The sequence below is a fragment of the Streptomyces sp. NPDC086766 genome, assembly GCF_044746005.1.
Taxonomy (GTDB): domain Bacteria; phylum Actinomycetota; class Actinomycetes; order Streptomycetales; family Streptomycetaceae; genus Streptomyces.
This window is the reverse complement of sequence record NZ_JBIVBI010000005.1, coordinates 348,875-373,479: the sequence shown is the minus strand read 5'-3', so window position 1 is coordinate 373,479 and position 24,605 is coordinate 348,875. Positions and strand designations below refer to the sequence as shown.

At 70.6% G+C, this 24,605-nt stretch carries 22 protein-coding genes, 3 tRNA genes and 1 pseudogene; 14 read left to right on the top strand and 12 right to left on the bottom strand.

From position 1 onward, the window contains the following. Positions 1-10 precede the first annotated feature (10 nt). Both ACIPM1_RS12345 and ACIPM1_RS12340 read left to right on the top strand, forming a co-directional pair. Positions 11-778 carry a DUF3566 domain-containing protein gene (locus tag ACIPM1_RS12345; protein ID WP_402432615.1) on the top strand — a complete coding sequence of 256 codons (768 nt, stop codon included), beginning with the start codon at positions 11-13 and terminating at the stop codon, positions 776-778. Positions 779-877: 99 nt separating this feature from the next. Beyond that, positions 878-954: transfer RNA gene (locus ACIPM1_RS12340), tRNA-Ile, on the top strand. A 347-nt stretch (positions 955-1,301) separates the two neighbouring features. Here ACIPM1_RS12340 and ACIPM1_RS12335 read toward each other — a convergent pair. Then, complete coding sequence (locus tag ACIPM1_RS12335; protein WP_402432612.1) at positions 1,302-1,661, bottom strand: DUF6344 domain-containing protein; 360 nt, start codon at positions 1,659-1,661, stop codon at positions 1,302-1,304. Between the two features lie 338 nt (positions 1,662-1,999). Between ACIPM1_RS12335 and ACIPM1_RS12330 the strand changes: the two genes are divergently transcribed. Continuing rightward, complete coding sequence (locus tag ACIPM1_RS12330) at positions 2,000-2,128, top strand: DLW-39 family protein (protein ID WP_003999697.1); 129 nt, start codon at positions 2,000-2,002, stop codon at positions 2,126-2,128. Between the two features lie 222 nt (positions 2,129-2,350). Beyond that, on the top strand, positions 2,351-3,697 hold the full coding sequence (locus ACIPM1_RS12325) for a hypothetical protein (RefSeq protein ID WP_402432608.1): 1,347 nt from the start codon (positions 2,351-2,353) through the stop codon (positions 3,695-3,697). A gap of 31 nt (positions 3,698-3,728) precedes the next feature. Here the strand turns inward: ACIPM1_RS12325 and ACIPM1_RS12320 are convergent, their stop codons facing one another. Beyond that, complete coding sequence (locus tag ACIPM1_RS12320) at positions 3,729-5,444, bottom strand: protein kinase (protein ID WP_402432605.1); 1,716 nt, start codon at positions 5,442-5,444, stop codon at positions 3,729-3,731. A gap of 172 nt (positions 5,445-5,616) precedes the next feature. Then, positions 5,617-6,165: a DNA-binding protein gene (locus ACIPM1_RS12315; RefSeq protein WP_356181465.1), complete on the bottom strand. Its 549-nt coding sequence runs from the start codon at positions 6,163-6,165 to the stop codon at positions 5,617-5,619. A gap of 185 nt (positions 6,166-6,350) precedes the next feature. On the opposite strand from ACIPM1_RS12315, the gene ACIPM1_RS12310 reads away from it, so the two are divergent. Then, positions 6,351-6,423 (top strand) — tRNA-Ala (locus ACIPM1_RS12310). A gap of 84 nt (positions 6,424-6,507) precedes the next feature. Here ACIPM1_RS12310 and ACIPM1_RS12305 read toward each other — a convergent pair. Then, positions 6,508-7,221, bottom strand: coding sequence for a DUF5324 family protein (locus ACIPM1_RS12305; RefSeq protein WP_356181468.1), 714 nt, complete (start codon positions 7,219-7,221; stop codon positions 6,508-6,510). A 411-nt stretch (positions 7,222-7,632) separates the two neighbouring features. Here ACIPM1_RS12305 and ACIPM1_RS12300 point away from each other — a divergent pair, with 411 nt between their 5' ends. Then, the gene (locus ACIPM1_RS12300) at positions 7,633-8,166 is read left to right on the top strand and encodes a peptidylprolyl isomerase (protein WP_402432601.1); all 534 of its coding nucleotides are present in this window, start codon (positions 7,633-7,635) and stop codon (positions 8,164-8,166) included. Positions 8,167-8,285: 119 nt separating this feature from the next. After that, on the top strand, positions 8,286-9,194 hold the full coding sequence (locus tag ACIPM1_RS12295) for a rhomboid family intramembrane serine protease (RefSeq protein ID WP_402432598.1): 909 nt from the start codon (positions 8,286-8,288) through the stop codon (positions 9,192-9,194). Between the two features lie 268 nt (positions 9,195-9,462). On the opposite strand, the gene crgA is transcribed toward ACIPM1_RS12295, so the two are convergent. Next, positions 9,463-9,717 carry a cell division protein CrgA gene (gene crgA, locus ACIPM1_RS12290; protein ID WP_356181474.1) on the bottom strand — a complete coding sequence of 85 codons (255 nt, stop codon included), beginning with the start codon at positions 9,715-9,717 and terminating at the stop codon, positions 9,463-9,465. Positions 9,718-9,858: 141 nt separating this feature from the next. On the opposite strand from crgA, the gene ACIPM1_RS12285 reads away from it, so the two are divergent. From ACIPM1_RS12285 to ACIPM1_RS12260, 6 genes and pseudogenes are all read left to right on the top strand, one after another. After that, positions 9,859-10,647: a DUF881 domain-containing protein gene (locus ACIPM1_RS12285; RefSeq protein ID WP_402432594.1), complete on the top strand. Its 789-nt coding sequence runs from the start codon at positions 9,859-9,861 to the stop codon at positions 10,645-10,647. Positions 10,648-10,713: 66 nt separating this feature from the next. Continuing rightward, a pseudogene (locus tag ACIPM1_RS12280) lies at positions 10,714-10,910 on the top strand (class E sortase); the annotation flags it as partial. Between the two features lie 52 nt (positions 10,911-10,962). Beyond that, positions 10,963-11,124: a hypothetical protein gene (locus tag ACIPM1_RS12275; protein ID WP_046727640.1), complete on the top strand. Its 162-nt coding sequence runs from the start codon at positions 10,963-10,965 to the stop codon at positions 11,122-11,124. Beyond that, complete coding sequence (locus ACIPM1_RS12270) at positions 11,121-11,759, top strand: aminodeoxychorismate/anthranilate synthase component II (RefSeq protein WP_402432591.1); 639 nt, start codon at positions 11,121-11,123, stop codon at positions 11,757-11,759. The genes ACIPM1_RS12275 and ACIPM1_RS12270 overlap by 4 nt, the downstream gene beginning before the upstream one ends. Beyond that, the gene (locus ACIPM1_RS12265; protein ID WP_402432588.1) at positions 11,756-13,015 is read left to right on the top strand and encodes a class E sortase; all 1,260 of its coding nucleotides are present in this window, start codon (positions 11,756-11,758) and stop codon (positions 13,013-13,015) included. Before ACIPM1_RS12270 ends, ACIPM1_RS12265 begins: the two co-directional genes overlap by 4 nt. Before the next feature lie 14 nt (positions 13,016-13,029). Further along, the gene (locus tag ACIPM1_RS12260) at positions 13,030-13,803 is read left to right on the top strand and encodes a class E sortase (RefSeq protein ID WP_402432585.1); all 774 of its coding nucleotides are present in this window, start codon (positions 13,030-13,032) and stop codon (positions 13,801-13,803) included. A gap of 138 nt (positions 13,804-13,941) precedes the next feature. On the opposite strand, the gene pknB is transcribed toward ACIPM1_RS12260, so the two are convergent. From pknB to ACIPM1_RS12230, 6 genes are all read right to left on the bottom strand, one after another. Then, the gene (gene pknB, locus ACIPM1_RS12255) at positions 13,942-15,948 is read right to left on the bottom strand and encodes a Stk1 family PASTA domain-containing Ser/Thr kinase (RefSeq protein ID WP_402432582.1); all 2,007 of its coding nucleotides are present in this window, start codon (positions 15,946-15,948) and stop codon (positions 13,942-13,944) included. 169 nt (positions 15,949-16,117) lie between these two features. After that, positions 16,118-17,602, bottom strand: a complete 1,485-nt coding sequence (locus ACIPM1_RS12250; protein ID WP_356181489.1) for a penicillin-binding transpeptidase domain-containing protein — start codon at positions 17,600-17,602, stop codon at positions 16,118-16,120. Then, positions 17,599-19,035: an FtsW/RodA/SpoVE family cell cycle protein gene (locus ACIPM1_RS12245; protein ID WP_356181492.1), complete on the bottom strand. Its 1,437-nt coding sequence runs from the start codon at positions 19,033-19,035 to the stop codon at positions 17,599-17,601. Before ACIPM1_RS12245 ends, ACIPM1_RS12250 begins: the two co-directional genes overlap by 4 nt. Before the next feature lie 27 nt (positions 19,036-19,062). Further along, positions 19,063-20,610 carry a Stp1/IreP family PP2C-type Ser/Thr phosphatase gene (locus tag ACIPM1_RS12240; protein WP_402432577.1) on the bottom strand — a complete coding sequence of 516 codons (1,548 nt, stop codon included), beginning with the start codon at positions 20,608-20,610 and terminating at the stop codon, positions 19,063-19,065. A 120-nt stretch (positions 20,611-20,730) separates the two neighbouring features. Further along, positions 20,731-21,252 carry an FHA domain-containing protein gene (locus ACIPM1_RS12235; protein WP_356181497.1) on the bottom strand — a complete coding sequence of 174 codons (522 nt, stop codon included), beginning with the start codon at positions 21,250-21,252 and terminating at the stop codon, positions 20,731-20,733. Positions 21,253-21,262: 10 nt separating this feature from the next. Then, a complete protein-coding gene (locus tag ACIPM1_RS12230; RefSeq protein WP_356181499.1) occupies positions 21,263-22,126 on the bottom strand; it encodes a DUF3662 and FHA domain-containing protein in 864 nt (287 codons plus the stop codon). 660 nt (positions 22,127-22,786) lie between these two features. Here ACIPM1_RS12230 and ACIPM1_RS12225 point away from each other — a divergent pair. Then, positions 22,787-22,870 (top strand) — tRNA-Leu (locus ACIPM1_RS12225). Between the two features lie 382 nt (positions 22,871-23,252). Here ACIPM1_RS12225 and ACIPM1_RS12220 read toward each other — a convergent pair. Continuing rightward, complete coding sequence (locus ACIPM1_RS12220; RefSeq protein ID WP_402432572.1) at positions 23,253-24,464, bottom strand: acyltransferase family protein; 1,212 nt, start codon at positions 24,462-24,464, stop codon at positions 23,253-23,255. Positions 24,465-24,605: the final 141 nt, after the last annotated feature.

Genomic DNA, 24,605 nt, shown 5'->3' with positions numbered 1-24,605 from the left:
GTGAGTCATCGTGAGCGGAGCCACGGGCGCCGGATCGGCCGGTAATTCCCCCAGCAGGGAGGCGGACGGCGGCGGCCGTGGCTCCGCCGCGCAGACGACGGACTCGCACACGACCAACCTCAAAGCGATCAAGTCGCCCGCGACCGACGCGCACACGTCCCACACTCACGCATCCCAGGGGGGAACGGTGACCGACACCCGAGGCCCGCAGGCCCAGCCCCCGGCCGGTCAGCAGACCGCTCCTCCGCCCCAGGCGGCAGCCCAGGAGCGCCCGGCCTCCCCGCTCCCGGGGGAACGGCAGCCGCAGCAGCCCGCAGGCCCGTACCACCCGCCGCAGGCCTATCCGTCGGCTCCGGCGTCCACCGGCGCGGTGCGCCGGCCGCGCACGGGCGCCCGCACCGTGCCGCGCACCCGCAAGGCACGGCTGCGCGTGGCCAAGGCCGACCCGTGGTCGGTGATGAAGGTCAGTTTCCTGCTCTCCATCGCGCTCGGCATCTGCACGGTCGTCGCCGCGGCCGTGCTGTGGATGGTCATGGACGCGATGGGCGTGTTCTCCACGGTCGGCGGGACCATCTCGGAGGCGACCGGCTCCAACGAGTCGAACGGCTTCGACCTGCAGTCCTTCCTGTCCCTCCCGAACGTTCTGATGTTCGCGTCGATCATCGCGGCCATCGACGTCGTCCTCGCCACGGCCCTGGCGACCCTCGGCGCGTTCATCTACAACCTGTCCGCCGGCTTCGTCGGCGGCGTCGAGCTGACGCTGGCCGAGGACGAGTGACGTACCCGGGCTCCGGCCCGGGAGAACCGATTTTGGGACTGCCCCCGTCGTGCGCTAATCTTCAGGAGTCAGCGCGCGGGACACACCGCAGAGCGCGGCGGGGCTATAGCTCAGTTGGTTAGAGCGCATCCCTGATAAGGATGAGGCCACAGGTTCAAATCCTGTTAGCCCCACCAGCGAGAAGACCCCCGGTCCATCAGGATCGGGGGTCTTTCGACGTCCAGGGGCGACGTCGGCCCGCGCGGCACCGGGCGCCCGGGAGCGGGCCGGATGCGACGGCTGAAGCGGTGGCTGGGGCGGGGCCGGTGGGGATGGCCGGTGCTCATCCACGGCTGGGGACGGCCGGTGTTCATCGGCGGCCAGGTCTCCCTTGGGGCGGCGCGCCCGGGGCAGAGCCGTACATGGCGAAGATCCCCGGTCGGGGTGACCGGGGATCTTCGAGGGTGACGTGTGGTGCGGTACGCAAGTCTCGCCGTGACGTCATGGATGCGGGAGTGGCGCCGGGAGTCCCGGGCCGGCTCTGTCAGCGTTGCAGGGGGATGGTCGGCTTGACCGGCGGGGCGTCGGAGGCGCACAGCGGGTCCGTCGCGAGGGACTGCGCGTCGCCGGGCGAGCGGTGCCGGCAGGTGGGTGTCCTGCCGTGGGCCTCGGCCCGGATGCGCTGCTTCATCGTGGGGGGCAAGGACCTGGCATGGATCCGGGACCGGTGGGGTGTCGTCTGTGCCGGGACCCGGGCGGTGCTCTCGGGCGCGGTCTTCGACCGGGGCTGCGGAGCCGCCGAGGTCGTGGTGGCGGTCGTGGTGACGACTCCCAGCGCCGTGCACAGCGCGAGGAAGGCGGTGACGATGGCGGTCCACAGCTTCATGAGCTTGTTCTGGTCCATGGCCCCTCACTTTCAGGTCGGGCGATTTGCGTACCTTCCTCATGATGTGTATGTGGCTCGCGAAGTGGTGGACCGACGCCCGTGGCGCGTCGATCTTCGGATGAACACCACTCGGATGGACGCAAGAGTGCAGAAAACGTGCAGAGGCGGGGCGAGGGTGGCCAAAAGTGACCGTCCGTGGGGGTGTGATCACCCTCCGGCCGGAGCGGTCGCGTCCGCTCCTACTGGGAGTCCGCGCACGGCAGTTGACGGCGGACGCAGGTCACCGATCGGTATCGGTCGGTGTGTATAGTCGGGCGCCAGAGGTCCCCTACGTCAAGGAAAGACGAGGTCGCGCGGTGAAGAAGCTTCTCCTGGTCGCACTGGCCGCCATCGGCGGGCTCCTCGTGTACCGCCAGATCCAGGCGGATCGCGCCGAGCAGGATCTGTGGACGGAGGCGACCGACTCCGTGCCCACGGGTTCCTGAGCACCGACACCCGAGAGCCAACAGACCCCGACCGCCGTAGCGGTCGGGGTTTTGTCTTGCGCGGGGTCCCGTGTTGCGGGGGCGGAACGTCTGGGGTAGCGCGGGGGACGGAGCGCCGGGTGAGCCGGGCGTTTCGGACGCTCGTACGGAATGCGCGGATGGCGCAACGGTGCTCGGGGCAGGATGGGCGACGTCCTGAGCGGTGGGGAGGGGTGGCGCGGCATGGTGTGGCGTACGGGGACGGGTCAGCGGTCGGGGACGGCGCGCGGCCGCGGCGGTCGCCGCCGGCCGTACGCCGGGTACGCCGTCGTACGCGCTGCCCTCGCGGCGGCGGTGCTGGCCCTGGCGGCCGCCGTACCGGTCCCGCCCGCGGCCGCGGCCGACGGGGCGGCCCCGTACGCGTACGCCGACGGCTCCCGGCCCGTCACCGGCGCCACGACCACCACGGATGCCGAACGCCTCGACCCCGGGCACACGTACCGGAGCTCGCTGCCGAAGAACGGCAAGCTCTACTACCGCCTCGACCTCGACGCCACGTCGACCGCCTACGTCTCCGTCACCGCCGTCCCCCGCGCGGGCACCGCCGTCGCCGCCACCGACGGCCTGCGGGTCTCGGTGCAGGACGCCGACAGCAACTCCTGCTCCCTGCAGTCCACGCGCTTCGGCGGAAGCCGCAGCCCGCACCCCATCGCCGCGTGGGGAGCGCGCGAGACGGGCCCCCGCAACGTGCTGTGCCGGGGAGCCGGCACCTACTACGTCGTCGTCGAACGCATCGACGACACGGAGTCCTCCCCGGACACCTGGCCCCTGGAGCTCTTCGCCGCGTCCGAGCCGCCCCTGAAGCGGACCGGCGCGACCAGGGCGCCCGACGTGTGGGACTCGGCCTCGCCCGCGCCCGTCACCGGCCAGGCGGTGGACCGGGCGGGCGGCGCGGGATTCGCCGGGGCGAGCACGGTCGGGCCGGGAAGCTGGCGGGACCGGATCCGCCCCGGCCAGACCCTCTTCTACAAGGTGCCCGTCGACTGGGGACAGCAGCTGAACGCCACCGCGGAACTGGGCAGTTCGAGCGGCGGCAGCGGCTATGTGATCGGCGCGCTGTCCCTGGCGCTCTACAACCCGGTGCGCGGCTACGTCGCCGAGGCGGCCGACGGCTACACCGGCAGACAGGCGTCGGCCGCGCTGGCCCCCCTCCCGCCCGTCGCCTACCCCAACCGCTACGGCTTCGCGGACCAGGTGAAGGCCATGCGGTTCGCCGGCTCGTACTACCTCGTGGTGCACCTCGCCGCGCAGACCGCCCAGCAGTTCGGTGACGGTCCCTTCGGCGTGATCCTCCGCGTCCGCACCGACGGCGCCGCCCGGTCCGCACCGGGATACGACGGCACCGCGACCCCGCGGAGCCTCTTCGAGGTCACCGACCGCGACCGCGCCGCGGCCACGCCGACCGGGACGGCGGGCGGCTCACCGGGGCTGCGTGCGCTCGCCGTGGGCGGAATCGGCACGGGGACCCTCCTCCTGGCCGTCCTCGGTGCCTGGACTCTCGTCGCCCGGCGCAGGGCCGGGGCCTGGTAGGGCCCGCCGCCCACCGCGCTCGGCTCACACCTCACATGCGGGACAGCGCCCAGAAGCCCACGGCGTAGCAGGCCAGCGCGAGGAGCAGGAGCGGGACGGCCGCCTTCGCGGGCGGCCCCGGGCGGCGGGGACGCTCGGCCCGGTGCCGTGACGTCTGCCGCGCCGTGGCGGGAGCCGGTACGGGGGCCGGTGGGGCCCCGGCCGTGTACGAAGCGGCCGTGTACGAAGCGGTGGCGGCGTCTGCGCGCTGCCACGCCGAGGGAACGGTCGGCCCTGACGGGTGCCGGGGCGGATACGGCCCGGGGGAGGCCGGCGCGGGGGTGGGGCCGTGGGGGGAGACGGGGCCCGCGGGCGGCGGCTGGACGCGACGTTCCTGCGCGGCGATCGACGGCGACGGCGGGGGCGTGGGATCGGGCGGCGGCAGGTGGAAGCTGCCCGTGTCCGACATCGTGCCCGGCCGGTCGGGCACCGGCGTGCTGCCGTGGGGACCGGCAGACGGGGGAGAAGGAACGGGGGAACCCACGGAACCGGCAGCGGCGGAGCTGGTGGAGGGAGTGGCGGAGGCGGAGGGAACAGGGGGGTGCGAGGGCTCCGAGGAAGCGGACGCGGAGCCGCCGGCGGTGTCCGGCCGAGCCGGGACGCCCGTGCTGCCGGTACCGCCGCCGCTGTCGCCGAAGCCCCCGGAGCGGCCGGCACCTCCGAAACCCTCAACGCCCCCAGAACCCCCAGAACTTCCAGAACCCCCAGAACCCCCAGAACCTCCCGAGCCCCGAAAGTCCTCAGAGCCTTCAAAGCCCTCAGAGCCCCCGGTCCGCGCCCCCCTGCCCGTCTCCCTCACGTGGACCAGGGCCACCCCCGGGCTGCGTTCGAGCGGGCCGTCGGGCCCGAAGCCCGGCGGGATCGGGCCGAGCTGGTCGAAGATCTCGATCAGCTCGTCGTCGGGACCCGGCTCCGGCAGCAGCTCGGCCGCCGCCGCGAGCGCCTTGCGCGCGCCGGTGGCCGTACGGAATCGGGCCGCCGGATCCGGCTGCACCAGTGTCGCCACGACCTGCCACAACGGCTCCGGAACGCCCTGGGGCGCACGCGGTGTCCCGTGCTCCGCGAAGTACTCCACGAGCGCCTTGGCGTCCGGCTTGGCGCCTTCCAGCAGATAGAGGGCGACCAGACCGACCGCGAACAGGTCGGCGGGGAAGTCCGGTTCCGCGCCCATCATCTGCTCGGGCGCGAGATAACCCGGCGTGCCCACCACGAGGTTGGTCTCCGTCAGCCGCGGTTCGCCCAGGCGCATGGCGATGCCGAAGTCGGACAGGCGCAGCCTGGGCCGGCCGGTCCCGGTGGCCTCCAGCAGCACGTTGGCGGGCTTGATGTCACGGTGGACGACGCCCTCCGCGTGCACCGCGGCCAGCCCCGACAGCAACTGGTCGATCAGAGTGCAGACGAACACCGGGGGCAACGGCCCGTAGTCCCCGACGAGATGGACCAGCGATCCCCCGGCCACCAGGTCCATGGTGAACAGGACCTTGTCGTCGTCGGCCGCCCAGCTGGCCGGAGCGAGCACATGGGGGTGGTCGATCCGCAGCGCCTGTTCCCGGACGAAGCGCAGCAGCGAGTGGGCGTCGCGCTGCTGCAGGACCTTGGCGGCCACGTACCGGCGGCGGCGGTGGTCCCAGGCGCGCCACACCGCGCCGACCCCGCCGCGTCCGATCGGGTCGACCAGTTCGTACCGGCCGGCGAAGACCTCACCCATGGCTGTGCGTCGCTCCTCCCCCTGCGGTTACCCACTGGCCTGCCCCGCGGCGGGTGGCACGACTCCCGCGCCCTGACGAGCGGGGCGAGCGGTACGCCACTCCAAGTCCGCGTTCCCCCGCCCGCGTTCGCCTGGCTGTCCAACTCCCCCGCACCGGAAGGGCGGTGGGATGTCAGCTCTGGTGGGACTGGTAGTGCGCGACCGCGTCGGAGGTGCGGCCCGCGCCGTAGACGCGGAGGAACTCGGCCAGTTCGGGGTGCGTGCCGGCGAGCGTGTCGGCCGCCTCGATGATGTCACCGGCGGCGGCGACGGACCGGAGCAGCGACTGGATCTCCCGGACCACCCGCTTGACCGTGGGCGCCCCCGAACTGTTCGTCGACTGCGTGGTGTTGCTGAGCACCGAGCCCCCCTGCGACCGCTTGATCTCGTCCATGCGCTCGGTCGCCTCGGCCGCGCTGACGCTGCCGTCCGCGACCTGCCCGGCCAGCTCCTGCAGGAGCTGCACTCGCTGCACCACCGCAGGGTTGCCGATCTTCGCCCGCTGCCCGCTCATCAGCTGCGACAGCATCGGCGCGGACAGTCCCAGTACCCCCGCAAGCCGGGCCTGGTTGAGCCCGAGGTCCTCTATGAGCTTGCGGAACAGTGCCCCCAAGGGCTCCCCGTACCAGTTCCGCTGCAGTTCCCGCGCTCTTGCGGTGGCTTCCTGCTGTGCGGCGTCCATTGCGTCTCCCCATCGCTTCCCCTAGTACCGCGGTTCGCTGTAGCGAACCGCGCGGAGTGCATCTTACGGAGAGGGGTCGGTCACGGGGACCCCCCATCTTTTTGCGAGATGTGGGGGGTGAACCGGTACTCTGGTCTGCGGCACCCGACCGGAACGCGGTTCCTCCGGCCGGATGCTCTGTTCCAGGGGCCTTAGCTCAGTTGGTAGAGCGCTGTCTTTGCATGGCAGATGTCAGGGGTTCGACTCCCCTAGGCTCCACTCCCCGCACTCGACGAAAGCCCCTCCGACCGGCGCAGAAACCGGGCGGAGGGGCTTTCGTCATGCTGGGGCGGCGAGGGAAGGTCAGCCGCGCTCTTCGCGGTCCGCCCCCTCCTCCTCGGCCTCCTTGGCCTGGACCTCCGGGTCCAGTACGGACTGGCCGCTGCCGTCCACCGAGGCCAGCGAGCCCGCCTCGGGGACCTCGGTCGCCGCCGGCGGCTCCACCAGCCAGTCCGGGTTGGCCTGCTTGTCCCACCACTTCCAGGCGGCGAAGGCACCGCCCGCGAGCGCCCCCAGGACCAGAAGCGTCTTCGCGGCGCGGCCGGCCCGCGACCGCCGGTTGTGCTTGCGGGCGATCTTCTGGATCTCCTTGGCCGAGAGCTGCCCGCGCATCGCGGCCAGCGCGGCGCCCGCGGCGGCGGCACCGCGGGCGGCGGCCTCGTCGGCGACGGGCTGGGCCGCCGCCACCGCCTGCTCGATCCTCGGCCGGGAGTACTCGGCGGCCTGCCGTGCGGCCTTGCGGGTGCGGGCCGCCGCCTCGTGGGCGGCCCGGTCCATCTTGGGCGGGACATGGGCGCGAGCCTGCTCCAGCCGGGGTGCGACATGGGCGTCGTACTGGACGCGGGCCTGGTCTGCGGCGAGCGACACCTTGGGCGCGAGCCGTACGCGGGCCTCGTGTGCGTAGTGTGCGGCCCTGTCCTTGGCCGTGTCGGCGTAGGGCGCCACCACTTCCGCGGCGTGCAGCACGCTGTCCTTCGCCGAGCCGGTCGCGGCGCGCACGCTGTCGATGCGGGTCACGGGTTCCTCCTCCTCGGTGGCGTACGGTAATCGACTTTCCACCCTTTTACGGATCATGCCTGCCGACACGCCCGAGGGCATGTGCGGACCGGCATCCGGGTCACGGGCGGCGGCTCCGGTTGCCGCGCGGCTCCTCCGTTCCGGCGCGCCCGCCGTCCCGGTGGGTCCGCGCCGTTGCCGGCGGCGCCACCCGAGAGACGATCACATGCGATAACGGATGAATACGGGGCAACACGAGCTTGGGGCCGACAATGCCACGGATTGCCGACCCGCGCTCCCCTCTTCGGGACGAACGGCGAGGTTTTCGCAAGCGGATCCGGCAGATCTGAGCCCGGAGGCCGCCGCCGGGCGACGCACGGCACGGACCGTGCGAGGATCTGGGAGCACAACCCAGCCAACGGAAGGCACCTCGTGGCAGAGCACCTCCACGCCACCCTGAAGACCAACCACGGGGACATCGACGTCCGGCTCCTGCCGAACCATGCCCCCAAGACGGTCCGGAACTTCGTCGAGCTCGCCACGGGCGAGCGGGAGTGGACGCACCCCGCCACGGGTGAGAAGACCACGGCGAAGCTCTACGACGGCACCGTCTTCCACCGGGTGATCAGCGGCTTCATGATCCAGGGCGGTGACCCGCTCGGCAACGGCACCGGCGGCCCCGGCTACCAGTTCGCGGACGAGTTCCACCCGGACCTGTCCTTCGACCGGCCGTACCTGCTGGCGATGGCCAACGCCGGCCCGGGCACCAACGGCTCCCAGTTCTTCATCACGGTCTCCCCGACGGCCTGGCTGAACCGCAAGCACACCATCTTCGGCGAGGTCACCGACACGGCGAGCCAGAAGGTGGTCGACGCCATCGCGGCCGCGCGGACCAACCCGCGCACCGACCGCCCCGTCGACGACGTCGTGATCGAGACGGTCGTCGTGGAGACCCGCGAGGGCTGAACCCGCGCGCCGTCCCGCGACGGGAACCAATCGCCCCGCTCGTCCGTAAGGATGAGCGGGGCGGTGCGTTGCCACGACGGGCCGCGGCGCACCGCCCACGACGAAGCCGAGGGGACCCCATGGATCAGGCACCAGGCAGCCCGCAGGGCCCGACGGACCAGGGCTCGCAGGACGCTCAGCGCGTGCCCACCTGCTACCGCCACCCGGACCGCGAGACCGGCATCCGCTGCACCCGCTGCGAGCGGCCGATCTGCCCCGAGTGCATGGTCGACGCCTCCGTGGGCTTCCAGTGTCCGGACTGCGTCCGCACCGGCTCCGGCACGGGCCACGCCCCGTCCGCGAGCCGGCCCCGGACCCTGGCGGGCGGGAGCATGGCCTCCGACCCCCGGCTGGTCACCAAGATCCTCATGGGGATCAACATCGCGGTGTTCATCGCGGTCCACGTCGACTCCTCGCTGCTGGACCACCTGGTTCTCATCGGTGCGTGGCCGTCGCCGCCGTCCACCGCCACGGCGGGAGTCGCCGGCGGCGAGTGGTACCGCCTGGTGACCTCGATGTTCTCGCACTGGGAGGTGTGGCACATCGCCTTCAACATGCTCAGCCTGTGGTGGCTCGGCGGCCCCCTGGAGGCGGCCCTCGGCCGGGCGCGCTACCTCGCGCTCTACTTCGTCTCGGGGCTGGCGGGAGGTGCGCTGACCTATCTGCTGGCCTCGCCGAGCCAGGCGTCGCTCGGCGCCTCCGGCGCCATCTTCGGCCTCTTCGGCGCGACCGCCGTCCTGATGCGCCGGCTCAACTACGACATGCGGCCGATCATCGCGCTGCTGGTGATCAACCTGATCATCACCTTCGGCTGGGGCAGCATCGCCTGGCAGGCCCACATCGGCGGGCTCGTCGCCGGTGTGGTGATCGGCTACGCGATGGTGCACTCCCCGCGCGAGCGGCGGGCCCTGGTGCAGTACGGCACCTGTGCGCTGGTGCTCGCGGTCGTCCTGGTGATGACGCTGGTCAGGACGGTCCAGCTCGGTTGATACCGAACCGTTGTCCACAGCGGGTGTCGGATCTTGTGCATAGGGTGCGGGCACAGGTGTGCCCCCTGCCGCCCACATGAGTTCATGCAGGTCAGGCAGGGGGCGTAGAGCTCCCGGAGTGCCGGTCCGACAGTCCTACCGGCGTCAACGGCAGACGGGTTATCCACAGATCAGCTGTCTTTTCCCCAGGAGCTGTGGATATTGATCCGCCCTGTGGATAACTCAGCGGATAGCCCTGGGGAGAGCTGGATTCACCGGGAGACCGCGCCTACTTCCACTGCGTGGAGACGCCGAAGCCGGCGGCGATGAAGCCGAAGCCCACCACGATGTTCCAGTTGTCCAGGGCGTCGATGGGCAGCGAGCCGTCGGTCACGTAGAAGACGACGATCCAGGCCAGACCGATGAGGAACATGGCCAGCATGACGGGCGCGACCCAGCCGCGGCTGTCCAGCTTGACGCTCGTCGCCTGCTTCGCCGGCGGCGGCGTGTAGTCGGCCTTCTTGCGGATACGTGACTTCGGCACGAGGGTCTCTCCTGTCGATGCGCTGCGTGGCCGCGCAGGGAACTGAACTGGCTCCGGAGCAGCGTACAAGGGGACTCTGAGGGCTCCCCCGGGCGTCCGTTAGCGTAGTGCTTCCGCGGCGCCGAAGGAGATAAGGGTACGTTGAGCAATTCTGCCGACTTCCCGGGGACGGATTCCAGTCCCGGGCGCACCCGCCGTATGCGGCCGGTGCGGATCCTCACCGCGGCCGTCTTCGCCCTGGCGGGACTGATCTTCGTCACGAGCTTCAACACGGCCAGGGGCACCAACCTGCGCACGGACACCTCCCTGCTGAAGCTGTCCGACCTCATCCAGGAGCGCAGCCGCAAGAACAAGGGGCTGGACGAGTCCAACGCGGCCCTGCGCCACGACGTGGAGTCCCTCGCCGAACGGGACGACGGCAGGACCACGGCCCAGGACGAGAAGCTCACGCGGCTGGAGAAGAACGCCGGCACCCAGCCCGTCAAGGGCAGGGCGGTCACCGTCACCCTGAATGACGCACCGCCGAACGCCACCGCCAAGCTGCCTGGCTACCCCGAGCCGCAGCCGGACTACCTGGTCATCCACCAGCAGGACCTGCAGGCCGTGGTCAACGCGCTGTGGGACGGCGGCGCCAAGGGCATCAAGGTCATGGACCAGCGGCTGATCTCCACCAGCGCGGTGCGCTGTGTGGGCAACACGCTGATCCTGCAGGGCCGCGTCTACTCGCCGCCGTACCGCATCACGGCGGTCGGCGACCCGGAGCGGCTGCAGAAGGCGCTCGCGGACTCCCCGGCCATCCAGAACTACATGGTCTACGTCAACGTCTACGGTCTCGGCTGGAAGGTCACCGAGAACGGGACGGTGACTCTCCCCGGCTACTCGGGCACGGTGGACCTGCACTACGCGAAGCCCGCGGAGCAGGCGCCGTAGCAGGAGCCGCCGGAGCGCGTGATCGTCGGAACCGCCGGCGGCGCACGCTGAAGAAGGGGTTCGGCAGGCCCATACGAAACCGTGCCCTCGGTCGTTGAGGTGATCGACCCCGTGCCACGTAAGTCCGGGTACACGCGTCCGGGCCGCTGCCCGGCCCCCCGTGTGATCCGGAATGGGGACATGGCGACCAGCTGATCGTCCGGGCGCATCAGGATTTCGCCCAGCCTGTGGAGGCCGGGAAACCGGAGGCGCCGCGCCGTTAGTCTGGTGACACACGGCGCTCGTCCGGTGCCGTGGCGAGACGGAAGGGACGGCATGTACGGCTGGATCTGGCGGCATCTGCCGGGGAACGTGTGGGTCAGGGCGCTGATCTCACTGGTGCTGGTCCTGGCCGTCGTCTACGTCCTGTTCCAGTACGTCTTCCCGTGGGCCGAACCGCTGCTTCCCTTCAACGATGTGACGGTGGACAACCAGTGAGCGCGCGGATTCTCGTCGTCGACAACTACGACAGCTTCGTCTTCAACCTGGTCCAGTACCTCTACCAGCTGGGCGCCGAGTGCGAGGTGCTGCGCAACGACGAGGTGTCGCCGGCGCACGCCCAGGACGGCTTCGACGGCGTGCTGCTGTCGCCGGGTCCCGGCACGCCCGAGGAGGCCGGGGTCTGCGTCGACATGGTGCGCCACTGCGCCGCCACCGGGGTGCCGGTCTTCGGCGTCTGCCTGGGCATGCAGTCGATGCAGGTGGCCTACGGCGGTGTCGTGGACCGGGCGCCCGAGCTGCTGCACGGCAAGACCTCGCTGGTGGAGCACGAGGGCAAGGGCGTCTTCGCGGGACTGCCGTCGCCGTTCACGGCGACCCGCTACCACTCGCTGGCGGCCGAGCCGGACACCGTGCCGGGCGAGCTGGAGGTCACCGCGCGCACCCAGGACGGCATCATCATGGGCCTGCGCCACCGTGAACTCCCCGTCGAGGGCGTGCAGTTCCATCCCGAGTCGGTGCTGACCGAACACGGGCACCGGATGCTGGCCAACTGGCTGGTGGAGTGCGGCGACCAGGGTGCCGTGGCGAGGTCGGCGGGGCTTGCCCCGGTGGTGGGCAGGGCCACGGCGTGACCGCGCTGCGCCCCGAGCGCGAGACCGACACCTCGTACGGGCAGCAGTCGTACGGGGAGCCGGGCGCGTTCGAGGAGTGGTACGGCTCCGCGGCGCAGGAGTGGTACGGCTCCCCGGCGGCGCAGCGCGGGCAGCAGCAGCCGTACGGGGAGGCCCAGCCCTACGGGGAGCCGCAGCCGTACGGGGAGCAGCAGCCGTTCGACCCGCAGCAACAGCCGTATGCGCAGCCGCGGCAGCCCTACGAGGACCCGTCCCCCTACGCGGCTGCGCCGCCTCACGGACCGTCTCCGGTGCCGCCTCCGAGTGACCAGGAGACGATGGCGCTGCTGGTGCCCGAGCCGCCGCCGGCGGACGCGGACCGGGCGGGGCGTGGGACGGCCTCTCGGGCCTCGTCCGTCACACCGGTGACAGGAACCACTCCGGGCGGGCGCGCGGCCCGCAGGAAGGCCGCCAAAGGCCGTCACGGGCGGCACGGCGGCTCGGGCGGGGCGACCGGGGCGTCCGCGGAGGGCGACAGCGCGTCGGGCGGTCCGTCCGCACCGCTGTCGCGTGTGGAGGCCCGGCGCCGGGCGCGGGCGCAGAAGCCCAGTCCCGGGGTCCTCGCCAGCCGGATCATCGGCGAGGCGTTCATCACCACGGGTGTGGTGATGCTGCTCTTCGTGACCTACCAGCTGTGGTGGACCAACATCCGGGCGCACGCGCAGGCGGGCAGCGAGGCGCACCACCTGCAGGACGACTGGGCGAGCGGCAGGCGCAACCCGGGGACGTTCGAGCCGGGGCAGGGCTTCGCCATCCTGCACATCCCCAAGCTGGACGTGGTGGTGCCGATCGCCGAGGGCACCAGCAAGGAGAAGGTGCTCGACAAGGGCATGGTCGGGCACTACGGCAAGGGCGATCTCAACACGGCGATGCCGGACGCGAGGACGGGCAACTTCGGGCTCGCGGGCCACCGGAACACGCACGGCGAGCCGTTCCGGTACATCAACCGGCTCACGCCGGGCGACGCGATCGTCGTGGAGACCCAGGACACGTACTTCGTCTACAAGATGGCGTCGATGCTGCCGGTGACCCCGCCGAGCAACACGAGCGTGCTGGACCCCGTTCCCCGGGGGTCGGGTTTCACCGGACCCGGCCGCTACATCACGCTCACCACCTGCACGCCGGAGTTCACCAGCAAGTACCGGTTGATCGTCTGGGGCAAGATGGTCGAGGAACGGCCGCGCAGCAAGGGCAAGCCGGATGCGCTCGTCAGTTAAAGGGCAGATGAACAGTGGCAGCGACCACGGACGGCACGGCAGAGCACACCCACGGCGGCGAAGGACACGGTGACGCGTACGGCGCCGGCTCCGCACCGCCTCGCCGGCGCCCTGGCCGGCTGGCCTTCGCGGTCAGCGTCTTCGGCGAACTCCTCATCACTGCGGGCCTGGTCCTCGGCCTGTTCGTCGTCTACTCCCTGTGGTGGACGAACGTCCTCGCCGACCGCAGGGCCGATCAGCAGGGCCACCGGATCCGTGACGAGTGGGCCCACTCCGGCTCCGGCGCGCCCGGCGCGCTCGACACCAAGGACGGCATCGGCTTCCTGCACGTGCCGTCGATGGACAACGGCGAGGTCCTGGTCAAGAAGGGCACGTCGACGGAGGTCCTGAACGACGGCGTGGCCGGCTACTACGCGGACCCCGTCAAGGCGACCCTCCCGACGACCGGCAAGGCGGGCAACTTCACCCTCGCCGCCCACCGCGACGGCCACGGCGCGAAGTTCCACAACATCGACAAGATGCGCAAGGGCGACGCGATCGTCTTCGAGACCAAGGACAAGTGGTACGTCTACAAGGTCTACGCCATCCTCCCGGAGACCTCGAAGTACAACGTCGAGGTCCTGTCCGCGATCCCGAAGCAGTCGGGCGTCACCGAGCCCGGCCACTACATCACCCTGACGACGTGCACCCCGGTCTACACGTCCCGGTTCCGGTACGTCGTCTGGGGTGAACTGGTCCGCGTGGACAAGGTGAACGCCGAGCGCACACCGCCGAAGGAACTGCGGTGAGTGACTGAGTGACGGGAAGGACCTCAGTCCTTCAAGACACGATCGACATGTGCACGGGTGTGTGTGGGGGGAACGGGTGAGCCCCGGCGCCTTGGTAGGTGCCGGGGCTCACCCGTTCGTCGGGGGCGGGACGGGCGGTCAGCCGAAGATGCCTCCTGGGCCGCCTCCGCCGCCTCCGTTGTTGCCTCCGTTGTCGCCTCCGGCACCGAAGGTGGTGAGGGTGATCACCGTGCCGCCGGGGTTGTCGACCTGCTGGTTCCCCTTGGGGTCCTGCTTGACGACAAGGGCCCCGTCGCTCTGGTCGCTGCCGCCCGCGAACTGGATCTGGGTGAAGCCGGCTGCCGCCAGTGTCTGCTTGGCCTGTCCCACCGTCTGGCCGACGACGCTGGGCACCGGCGTCTTCTGCTGCGCCGGCTGCTTGCCGATCTGCATGGTCACAGTCGAGCCCTTGTCGACCTGGGCCCCGGCCTGCGGAGAGGTCTGGATGACCTTGCCGACCTGGTTGGGGTCGTTGGTCTCCACCTCGGTGCAGTTTCCGGTCAGGTTGCTGGCCTGCATCTGCTGCTTGGCGGCGTCGCAGGACTGGCCGGTGACGTCCGGCACGGTGCTCTTCTCGGCCGCCTTGGCGACGACGAGGGTGATCGTCGTGCCCTTCTGGACTTCCTTGCCGGCCACCGGGTTCTGATCCAGGACGCTGTTCGGGTCCTCGCTCGACTCCCGGTACTTGGTGACGACGTTGAACTTGTAGTCGTCGCCCTCCAGCTTCGACTTGGCCTCGTCGAGGCCGAGGCCGATCACGCTCGGGATGGCCACCTTCGGCGCGCCGGTCGACACCACCAGGTTGATGGTGTCGCCCTTCTTGACGTCGGTGCCCGCCGTCGGGTCCTGGGAGCAGACGTTGCCCTTTGGCTGCTGCTCGCAGGGCTTGCGGGTGGGCGGGGCCAGCTTCAGGTCGGAGTTCTCGGCCATCCGCTGGGCGTCGCTGTAGCTCTGGCCGACGAAGTTCGGCGCCTGGAGGGTGCCGTCGCCCGCGTTGCCGCCGCCGAACGCCCACTTGCCGATCAGGATCGCGCCGATCAGGACCAGGACACCGGCGACCACCAGCAGGATCGTCGAGTTGTTGGACTTCTTCTGGCGGCGCCGGTCGGGGCGGTCGTCGTAGCCGAAGCCGCCGTCGTCCGGGCTCATCGGCGGCAGCATCGTCGTGGCGCCGGCTCCGGCGTCCGAGCGCAGGGCCGTCGTCGCGTGGTCGTCGCCGTAGCCGCCGTAGCCGACCGCGCCCAGCGCGGCGGTGGCGGCGACCGGCTGCCCGTCGAGGCAGGCCTCGATGTCGGCGCGCATCTCGTCGGCGGACTGGTAGCGGTAGTCCGGGTCCTTGACCAGCGCCTTCAGCACGATCGCGTCCATCTCGGACGTGATCTCGGGGTCGAAGACGCTGGGCGCCTGCGGCTCCTCGCGGACGTGCTGGTAGGCCACCGCGACCGGGGAGTCGCCGACGAAGGGCGGGCGGACCGTCAGCAGCTCGTAGAGCAGGCAGCCCGTCGAATACAGGTCCGAGCGGGCGTCGACCTGCTCGCCCTTGGCCTGTTCCGGGGAGAGGTACTGGGCAGTGCCGATCACGGCCGCCGTCTGCGTCATGGTCATGCCGGAGTCGCCCATGGCGCGGGCGATGCCGAAGTCCATCACCTTGACCTGGCCGTTGCGCGTCAGCATGACGTTCGCCGGCTTGATGTCGCGGTGGACGATGCCGCTGCGGTGGGCGTACTCCAGACCCTGGAGGATGCCGATGGTCATCTCCATGGCCCGCTCGGGCAGCAGCTTGCGGCCGCTGTGCAGGAGTTCACGGAGGGTGGACCCGTCGACGTACTCCATCACGATGTACGGGATCGAGACCCCGTCGATGTAGTCCTCGCCCGTGTCGTAGACCGCGACGATCGCGGGATGGTTGAGCGAGGCGGCCGACTGGGCCTCCCGGCGGAACCGGGCCTGGAAGGACGGGTCGCGCGCGAGGTCCGCGCGCAGCGTCTTCACTGCCACGGTGCGGCCGAGGCGGGTGTCATGCGCGAGGTAGACCTCCGCCATGCCACCACGACCGAGCACCTGGCCCAGTTCGTACCGGCCGCCGAGGCGACGCGGCTCTTCCATAGCTACCTACCAGCCCTCTCCGTCGGTCCCGAGCGGCACCCGTGTGCCGCCTGAGGCTGCCGTCCGGGCCTACCGTACCCGGCTCGTTCTGTGTGACCTGGCCAAGCCCGTCACCCGATACAGGACCGGTATCGCAACGTGCACCGATGTGAAGGCGACGTGACAGGGGTCACTTCTTGGAGTTGATGACCGCCTCCATCACCCGCTTCGCGATGGGGGCCGCGAGGCCGCCGCCGGAGATGTCGCCGCGGTTGGCGTTCTCGTCCTCCACGACCACGGCCACCGCGACCGGCGAGCTGCCGTCGGGCATCTTGGCGTAGGAGAGGAACCAGGCGTAGGGGTTCGCGCTGTTCTCGACGCCGTGCTGGGCGGTACCGGTCTTGCCGCCCACGGTGACGCCGCCGATCTGCGCCTTCGTGCCCGTGCCCTCCTTGACCACCGTCTCCATCATCGACTGGAGGATCTGCGCGTTCTGCGGCGTCAGCGGCCGGCTCAGCTCCTTCGGCTCCGTCTTCTCGATGGGGTCGAGGTTGTGCGACTGGAGCTCGTCGACCATGTACGGCTTCATCAGCTTGCCGTCGTTGGCGACGGCCGAGGCGACCATGGCCATCTGCAGCGGGGTGGCGGCGGTCTCGAACTGGCCGATCGAGCTGAGCGCGGTGTTCGGCGCGTTCATGTCCTGCGGGAAGTTGGAGGCCGCGGAGCGGACCGGCACGAACTGCTCGGCGTCGAAGCCGAACTTCTTCGCCTCGGCGAGCATCTTGTCCTTGCCGAGGTCGTACCCCATCTTGCCGAAGACGGTGTTGCAGGAGACCCGCAGCGCCTCCCGCATGGTGGCGTTCTTGCAGGGGATGTTGCCCTCGTTCTTCAGCTCCGTGGTGCTCTGCGGCAGGATCCACGGCAGCGGCGACCTGGTGGGCGTGTCCGCCGAGCTGTAGAGCCCGTTCTCCAGCGCGGCCGCCGCGGTGACCACCTTGAAGGTGGAGCCCGGCGGGTAGGTCTCGCGCAGCGCCCGGTTCAGCATGGGGTCGTTGGCGTCGGATTTCTTCTGCAGCTTCTTCCAGGCCTCGGCGTCCTTGTCGGACGTGCCCGCGAACGCCGACGGGTCGTACGACGGGTAGGACGCCAGCGCGAGGATCTTGCCGGTGGCCGGGTCCAGCGCCACCGCGGCGCCCTTGCCGCCCTGGTTCTTCAGGCCGTCGTACGCCGCCTTCTGCGCGGCGGGGTTGAGGGTGGTCACCACGTTGCCGCCCTGCTGGGTCTTGCCGGTGACCATGTCGAGGGTGTTGCGGAAGAAGAGCCGGTCGTCGTTGCCGGTGAGGATGCCGTCCTCGATGGACTCCAGCTGGTTGGCGCCGAAGGCCTGCGAGGCGTATCCGGTGACCGGCGCCCACATGGGGCCGTCCTTGTAGGTGCGCTTGTACTTCAGGTCGTTGAGACCGTTGCGCTTGGTCTCGGTGGACCCGGTGACGGGATTGCCGCCGACGATGATGTCGCCGCGTGGGGTGGAGTAACGCGCGATCGTCACCCGGCGGTTCTTGTCGTCGTTCTTGAGGTCGTCGGCCTTGACGTACTGGAGCCAGTTGTCCCGGATGAGCAGGGTGAGGACGAGGAGTCCGCAGAAGATCGCGATCCGGCGCAGGGGCTTGTTCACGGGCGGACCACCTGGGTCATCTCGGCGTCGGGGTTGGAGGCGGGGGCGGGCGCCGGGCGGCGCGCGGTGTCGCTGATCCGGATCAGGATGCCGACGAGGGCCCAGTTGGCGATCACGGACGAACCGCCGTACGCCACGAAGGGCATCGTCATACCGGTCAGCGGGATGAGGCCCATCACACCGCCGGCGACGACGAAGACCTGGAGGGCGAACGCGCCCGAGAGGCCGATGGCGAGCAGCTTGCCGAAGGGGTCGCGCGCGGCGAGGGCGGTGCGCACGCCGCGCTCCACGATCAGGCCGTAGATCAGCAGGAGCGCCATGATGCCGGCCAGTCCGAGCTCCTCGCCGAAGGTGGCGAGGATGAAGTCGGAGTTGGCGGCGAACCGGATGAGGTCGGAGTGGCCCTGGCCGAGGCCGCTGCCGAGGGTGCCGCCGGAGCCGAACGCCCACAGTGCCTGCATGGCCTGCTCGGAGTGGCCGCCGACGCCCTGCTGGCTGAGCGTGTACTCCTTCATCGGGTCGAGCCAGGCCTGGACGCGCTGCTGGACGTGCGATTCGAAGGAGGCCACGCCGACGGCGCCGACCGCGGACATCAGCAGACCGAAGACGATCCAGCTGGTCCGCTCGGTGGCGACGTACAGCATGACCACGAACATGCCGAAGAACAGCAGCGACGTACCGAGGTCGGTCTCGAAGACCAGGATGAGGATCGAGATGAACCAGACCACCAGGATCGGGCCGAGGTCGCGGCCGCGGGGCAGGTAGAGGCCCATGAAGCGGCGGCTGGCGAGGGCCAGCGCGTCGCGCTTCACCATCAGGTAGCCGGCGAAGAAGATCGCCAGCACGATCTTCGCGAACTCACCGGGCTGGATGGAGAAGCTGCCGATGTGGATCCAGATCTTCGCGCCGTAGATGTTGGCGCCCAGGCCCGGGACCAGCGGCAGCAGCAGCAGGACCAGCGCGCCGACCATGGAGATGTACGTGTAGCGCTGCAGGACGCGGTGGTCCTTGAGGAAGACCAGCACCACGGCGAACAGGGCGATGCCCATGGCCGTGTACATCAGCTGCCGCGGCGCGGCCGCGCCCGCCTGCTTGATCGACTGCAGCAGCTTGGACTGGTCCAGCCGCCAGATGATGACCAGCCCGAGTCCGTTGAGCAGGGTGGCCAGCGGCAGCAGCAGCGGGTCCGCGTACGGGGCGAACTTGCGGACGACGACATGTCCGACGCCGGCCAGCAGGCCGAGGCCCAGGCCGTAGCTCAGCAGACCGGACGGCACCTCGTTGTTGATCGCCAGGCCGACGTTGGCGTAGGCGAACACCGGGATGACGACGGCGAACACCAGCAGCGCGAGCTCGGTGTTGCGTCTGCTGGGCGCTCCGATGGCGCCGATGGTGGACGTGTGGTGCGTCGACGGGTTGGAAGTACTGCTCATCGTGTGACAGGGCCTCTCACGGCTTGCCTACTGCTTGCCGCACAGCGAGACGACCTTCTGCTCTTCCTCCGAGAGAGTGGGGCCGGGGCTGGGAGTGGGCGCGGCGGACGTGGACGGAGACGGGGACGACGGTGTCTTCGACGCCGACGGATTCGGTGTCGGTGTCGCCTTGGACGTGAGGGAGGTGCGGGTGGTTCCCGTGGTGCCTCCGGCCTGGCCCTCGCCCGTCTTGGCGTTGTTCTGGCTCTCTGCGGTCCGGCGCTCGGACTCCTTCTTGCACGCGGAGGCCTGCACGGACAGTTCGTCGATCTTCTTCTGGGCGGACGCGAGGCCGCCCTGCGCGATCGTCGCCTTGACCTGCTTCTGCTGGTAGGGAGGCAGGTACTTGAGTTCGATCTCGGGGTGGTCCTTCTCCAGCTTCGACAGCTTCACCCACGCCAGGTCCTGGCTGATGCCCTGGTAGAGGGCGAGGTGCTCCTCGTTGGCGCCGACGTAGTACTGGGTCTGGGTCCAGCGGTAGCCGCCGTACAGACCGCCGCCGATCACGGCCAGCGCGAGCACGCTGTAGAACGATCTCTTCAGCCACCGGCGGCCCTTCCTGGGCTTGACGAAGTCGTCGTCGCTGTAGCCGCCGAAGCTTCCGGTGGGGACGTAGCCGGTGGTGTCGCCGGAGCCGGGCGGGCCGAACTCGCCGCCTCCCTGGCCCTGTCCGGGGACCTGGCGGCCGAGGCCCGAGGCCCGGCCGGCGGGGGTCTGCATGATGCCGTTGTCGTTGAGGTGGAGCTGGTTCTCGGCGACCGCGCCGACCACGACGGGGGTGTCGGAGAGCTGCCCGGCGAGGGTGTCGCCGGTGTCCAGGTCGAGGACGTCGGCGACGATGACGGTGATGTTGTCGGGGCCGCCGCCGCGCAGCGCGAGCTGGATCAGCTCCTGCACGGTCTCCTGGGGGCCCTGGTAGCTGGCGAGGGTCTCCTCCATCGTCTGGTGGGAGACGACGCCGCTGAGGCCGTCGGAGCAGATGAGGTAGCGGTCACCGGCGCGGACCTCGCGGATCGACAGGTCGGGCTCGACGTGCTCGCCGCTGCCGAGGGCGCGCATGAGGAGGGCGCGCTGCGGATGGGTGGTGGCCTCCTCCTCGGTGATGCGTCCCTCGTCGACGAGGCGCTGCACCCAGGTGTGGTCCTGCGTGATCTGCGTGAGCACACCGTCGCGCAGGAGGTAGGCGCGCGAGTCGCCGACGTGCACCATGCCGAGCCGCTGGCCGGTCCACAGCAGGGCGGTGAGCGTGGTGCCCATGCCCTCCAGCTGGGGGTCCTCCTCGACCATCGCGCGCAGCTGGTCGTTGGCACGCCGCACGGCCGCGCCGAGCGAGGTGAGGATGTCGGAGCCGGGCACGTCGTCGTCGAGCGCGACGATGGTGGAGATCACCTCGGAGGAGGCGACCTCGCCGGCGGCCTGGCCGCCCATGCCGTCGGCGATCGCGAGCAGGCGCGGGCCGGCGTAGCCGGAGTCCTCGTTGCCCTCGCGGATCATGCCTTTGTGCGATCCGGCGGCGAAGCGCAGTGACAGACTCATGCGCACCTCGCCCGTCGGCTCCGGGTACATCCGCACGGTGCCCACCCTCCGGTCGGGAGCGCGCCGCGGCCCGGGGTGCCGGCCGCCACTGCGTGCTCGCTCCGCTCGCTCATTGTCGTACTACTTCCGCAGCTCGATGACGGTCTTGCCGATGCGGATCGGCGCGCCCAGCGGGATCGGTGTGGGGGTCGTCAGCCGGTTCCGGTCCAGGTACGTGCCGTTGGTGGATCCGAGGTCCTCGACGATCCACTGGCCGTCGCGGTCCGGGTAGATCCTGGCATGGCGGCTGGAGGCGTAGTCGTCGTCCAGCACGATCGTGGAGTCGTGCGCGCGGCCCAGGGTGATCGTCTGGCCCTGCAGCGCGACCGTGGTGCCGGTGAGGGTGCCCTCGGACACCACGAGCTTGGTGGGGGCGTTTCGGCGCTGTCGGCCGCCGCCGCCCTGCTGGCCGCGCTGCTGCGGCGGAGCGGCCGCCGCCTGGCGCGCGGCCTGCTGCGGCCGCGCGGCCTCGCGGCGGCCTCCCCGCTGGGTGACGCGCGTACCGAACAGGTCGCTGCGGATGACCTGCACGGCCACGATCACGAACAGCCACAGTACGGCCAGGAAACCCAGCCGCATGACCGTGAGGGTCAGCTCTGACATTGCCCCCGGTTCACCCTTCGGCTTGCCTATAGATAACGGTGGTGCTGCCCACGACGATCCGCGAGCCGTCGCGGAGCGTAGCGCGGGTGGTGTGCTGCCCGTCCACCACGATGCCGTTGGTGGACCCGAGATCCTGGATCGTCGAGGGCGTTCCGGTCCGGATCTCACAGTGCCGGCGGGAGACGCCGGGGTCGTCGATCCGCACGTCGGCTTCGGTGCTGCGGCCCAGCACCAGCGTCGGGCGGGAGATCTGATGGCGATTGCCGTTGATCTCGATCCAGTGGCGGGTGCGGCCGCCGCTCGCCGGGGCGTTGGCGGGCCGCTGCGCGGCGGGCTGCGGGTAGCCGTACCCGCCGGGCCGGCCGCCGGGCGGCGGCGCGGACGGCATGGGCGGCGCTCCCGCGGGTCCTGCGGCCTGCGGGTGGCCGTAGCCGCCCTGGGCGCCGGAGCCCGGGCGTCCGCCCTGGGCGGACGGGGACGAGGGCGCCTGCTGGCTGCTGGAGGAGGCGAGCGTCCGGCTGCGGACCCGGTAGAGGCCGGTGTCCAGGTCGTCCGCCTTCTCCAGGTGGACCTTGATCGGTCCCATGAAGGTGTAGCGCTGCTGCTTGGCGTAGTCGCGCACCATGCCGGCGAGCTCGTCGCCGAGCTGGCCGGAGTAGGGGCTCAGCCGCTCGTAGTCCGGCGTGCTGAGCTCCACGATGAAGTCGTTGGGTACGACGGTCCGGTCGCGGTTCCAGATGGTCGCGTTGTTGTCGCACTCGCGCTGGAGCGCACCCGCGATCTCCACGGGCTGGACCTCTGACTTGAAGACCTTGGCGAAGGTGCCGTTGACCAGACCTTCGAGACGCTGCTCGAACTTCTTCAGGACTCCCATGGGGCACCTCCTCCGTCGTTGCCGTCGTAGCGGGTCTTGCCGTCGTGCTGCGTACTGCTTACCTGGTACTGCTTACTGATCGTATCCACGCGCCGGTAAATCGGCTGGTTCCCCCTGTCCGCGCCCGTCGACGGGTGTCGACGCACTCTGCGGGGGGTTCCCGCGGAGCTGCCTCCGAGGTTCCCCGCGGAGCTTCTCTCCGAACCTTGCGGGAAGTACTCCTGCGCGTACTTCTGCCCAGGATCGTAGAGGCGGCTGCAGACCAGTGTCCCGCACCCGGCGGTGGACCTGTCCCGGCTCCTGGGGAGACGGGCCCGACCGGTACGAGGTTGATACGTGAACAGGCTCACGTCGAGACGGAACGAAAGCTTCCGGGGCTCCTGGGGGCGGGGCGGGTCCGGGGGTGGGCCGGGAGCGGTCCGGGAGTGGCTCGGGGGCGGGCTGAGCGGGGGCTGAGGCGGAAGGCGTGGGGCGGCGAGGCCGCGGTGGCGGGGCGGTGAGGCCGTCGTGGTGGGGGCCGGCGCGGGGACGGTCCCGGTCGCCGGGGCGGGGGGTGGGCCCCGAGGAAGGGATGTGAACCCACCCTCTCCTACGTGCTAATGTTCTGGATGTCGGAAGGCGCCCGCCCCCAAGGGGCAGGAGCCGGAGGACACACCCAATGCGCGGGTGGCGGAATAGGCAGACGCGCTGGATTCAGGTTCCAGTGCCCGCAAGGGCGTGGGGGTTCAACTCCCCCCTCGCGCACAGAGAAGAACCGATGAACGGGTCTCTGACAGTGACGAAAGTCCTGCAGGGGCCCGTTTCTCGTTGCTGCCGCCGGATGTGAGGCATCGCACGGTCCAGGGTGAGACGCCCAGGGGCCCCGATGCGTGAGGTATCTCACGTCGAGTTGGACGGTCTGGCCGCGCGGTGTGCGGCCCCCGGGCGTTCCGTCACTTCTCGGTCCTGCCCGCGCGTGATCCCGCCTGCCCGATCCGGCTCCGCCCGCCGCCCCGCCGGCTACGCGTGCCGACGGTGATCGGGCAGCGGCGAGGTTGCCGCACCGGGCATATGGGCTGCCGACCGCCGGAGTTGGCGAACGGGATGCGGTGGCGGGCCGCGATCCGGGCTTCCTCGAGGCGGCCGCTCAAGGGCGCAGCGCCGGAGCCCGCAGGCGGAACGTGGCGGTGTTCAGCGAGCGTCGCAGGGCCAGAGCGATCGGGCGCTCGACGAACCGGTGCGCCAGATACGACAGTACGACCAAGCCGCTTGCCACGACCGCGACCAGGGCCAGGGGATCGACACGGTCGCCGTAGTGGTGCGCGAGGCTCATCCCGATCGTGTCGTGCAGGAGGTACAGCGGGAACGTCATCGTGCCCGCGACGGTCAGCCCACGCCATCGGATCCGGTTCGTCCAGCCCAGTGCGATGGCGCCGACCAGCAGGAAGAACAGGGTGACCACCAGGATCAGCCAGCCGCGCGACGGCGACCAGGTGAGCCAGTTGTTGCGGCCGCCGGTGGGCGCCAGCAGGAAGTGCAGCGCCAGGAGCCACGACATGGCGACGATGCCCCACAGCAGGGGGGTGGGCCGGTACCGGTACATCAGGTAGAAGGCCAGGCCCGCGATGAAGTACGGGGCGGACGGCGGGTTCACCAGGAGTGTGAGCAACGGGATCTGCGCGGCCGGCGCGAGCACCGTGGCGAGCGTCCAGGACCCGCAGAAGAGCACCACCCGTTGGTAGCTGAGGCCCTTCCACACCACGACCGAGAACGTGAGGTAGAAGGCGAGTTCCGGCCAGAGCGTCCAGTAGACCGAGTCCAGGTTGGCCACACCGAGCGGCGTCTGCAGCATCGTGAGGTTCGCGAAGAGCACCCGCGGGTCAGGGGGCCCGAACGGACTGTCGGCGAAGTAGAGGACGCACGCCGACACCACGACCGCGATCCAGTACATCGGGAACAGACGGGTGACGCGTGAGATGAAGAACTCACGTGGGCTGCGCCCCCACGCGCTCATGCAGATGACGAAACCGCTGATCAGGAAGAACAGGTCGACGCCGAGTCGTCCGAAGGCGAAGTAGGGGTGCAGGCCGGGGAAGGTGGCCTGGTACGGGCGGCCCCAGATCCGCTGCATCGTTCCGGGGGTCTGGCCGATGAAGTGGAAGAGCACCACCGACAGCGCCGCCAGGAACCGCAGTCCGTCCAGTGCGGCGAGCCGCTCCCTTCGCACGGCGCCCGGCCCGGTCACGATCGCCCGCGCCGGGCGGGCCGCCCGAGACGGCGGCACGTCCTGCGCGGCCGGCTCGCGGCTCGGCGGCTTCGTGGCCGTGCCGGCCGCTGCCCTGTGATCCGTCTGGGTCATGCATCTCCCGTCCCAGGAAGTCGTCTTCCGGCAAGGCCCCGCAATCCGACCGCACGGCCGCCGAGCGGATGCGCACATGCCCGGTCGGCACGCCTTCCGTTCGGGGCGGGTGACGGTACGGTCCCGGCCCACGGGGCTGCC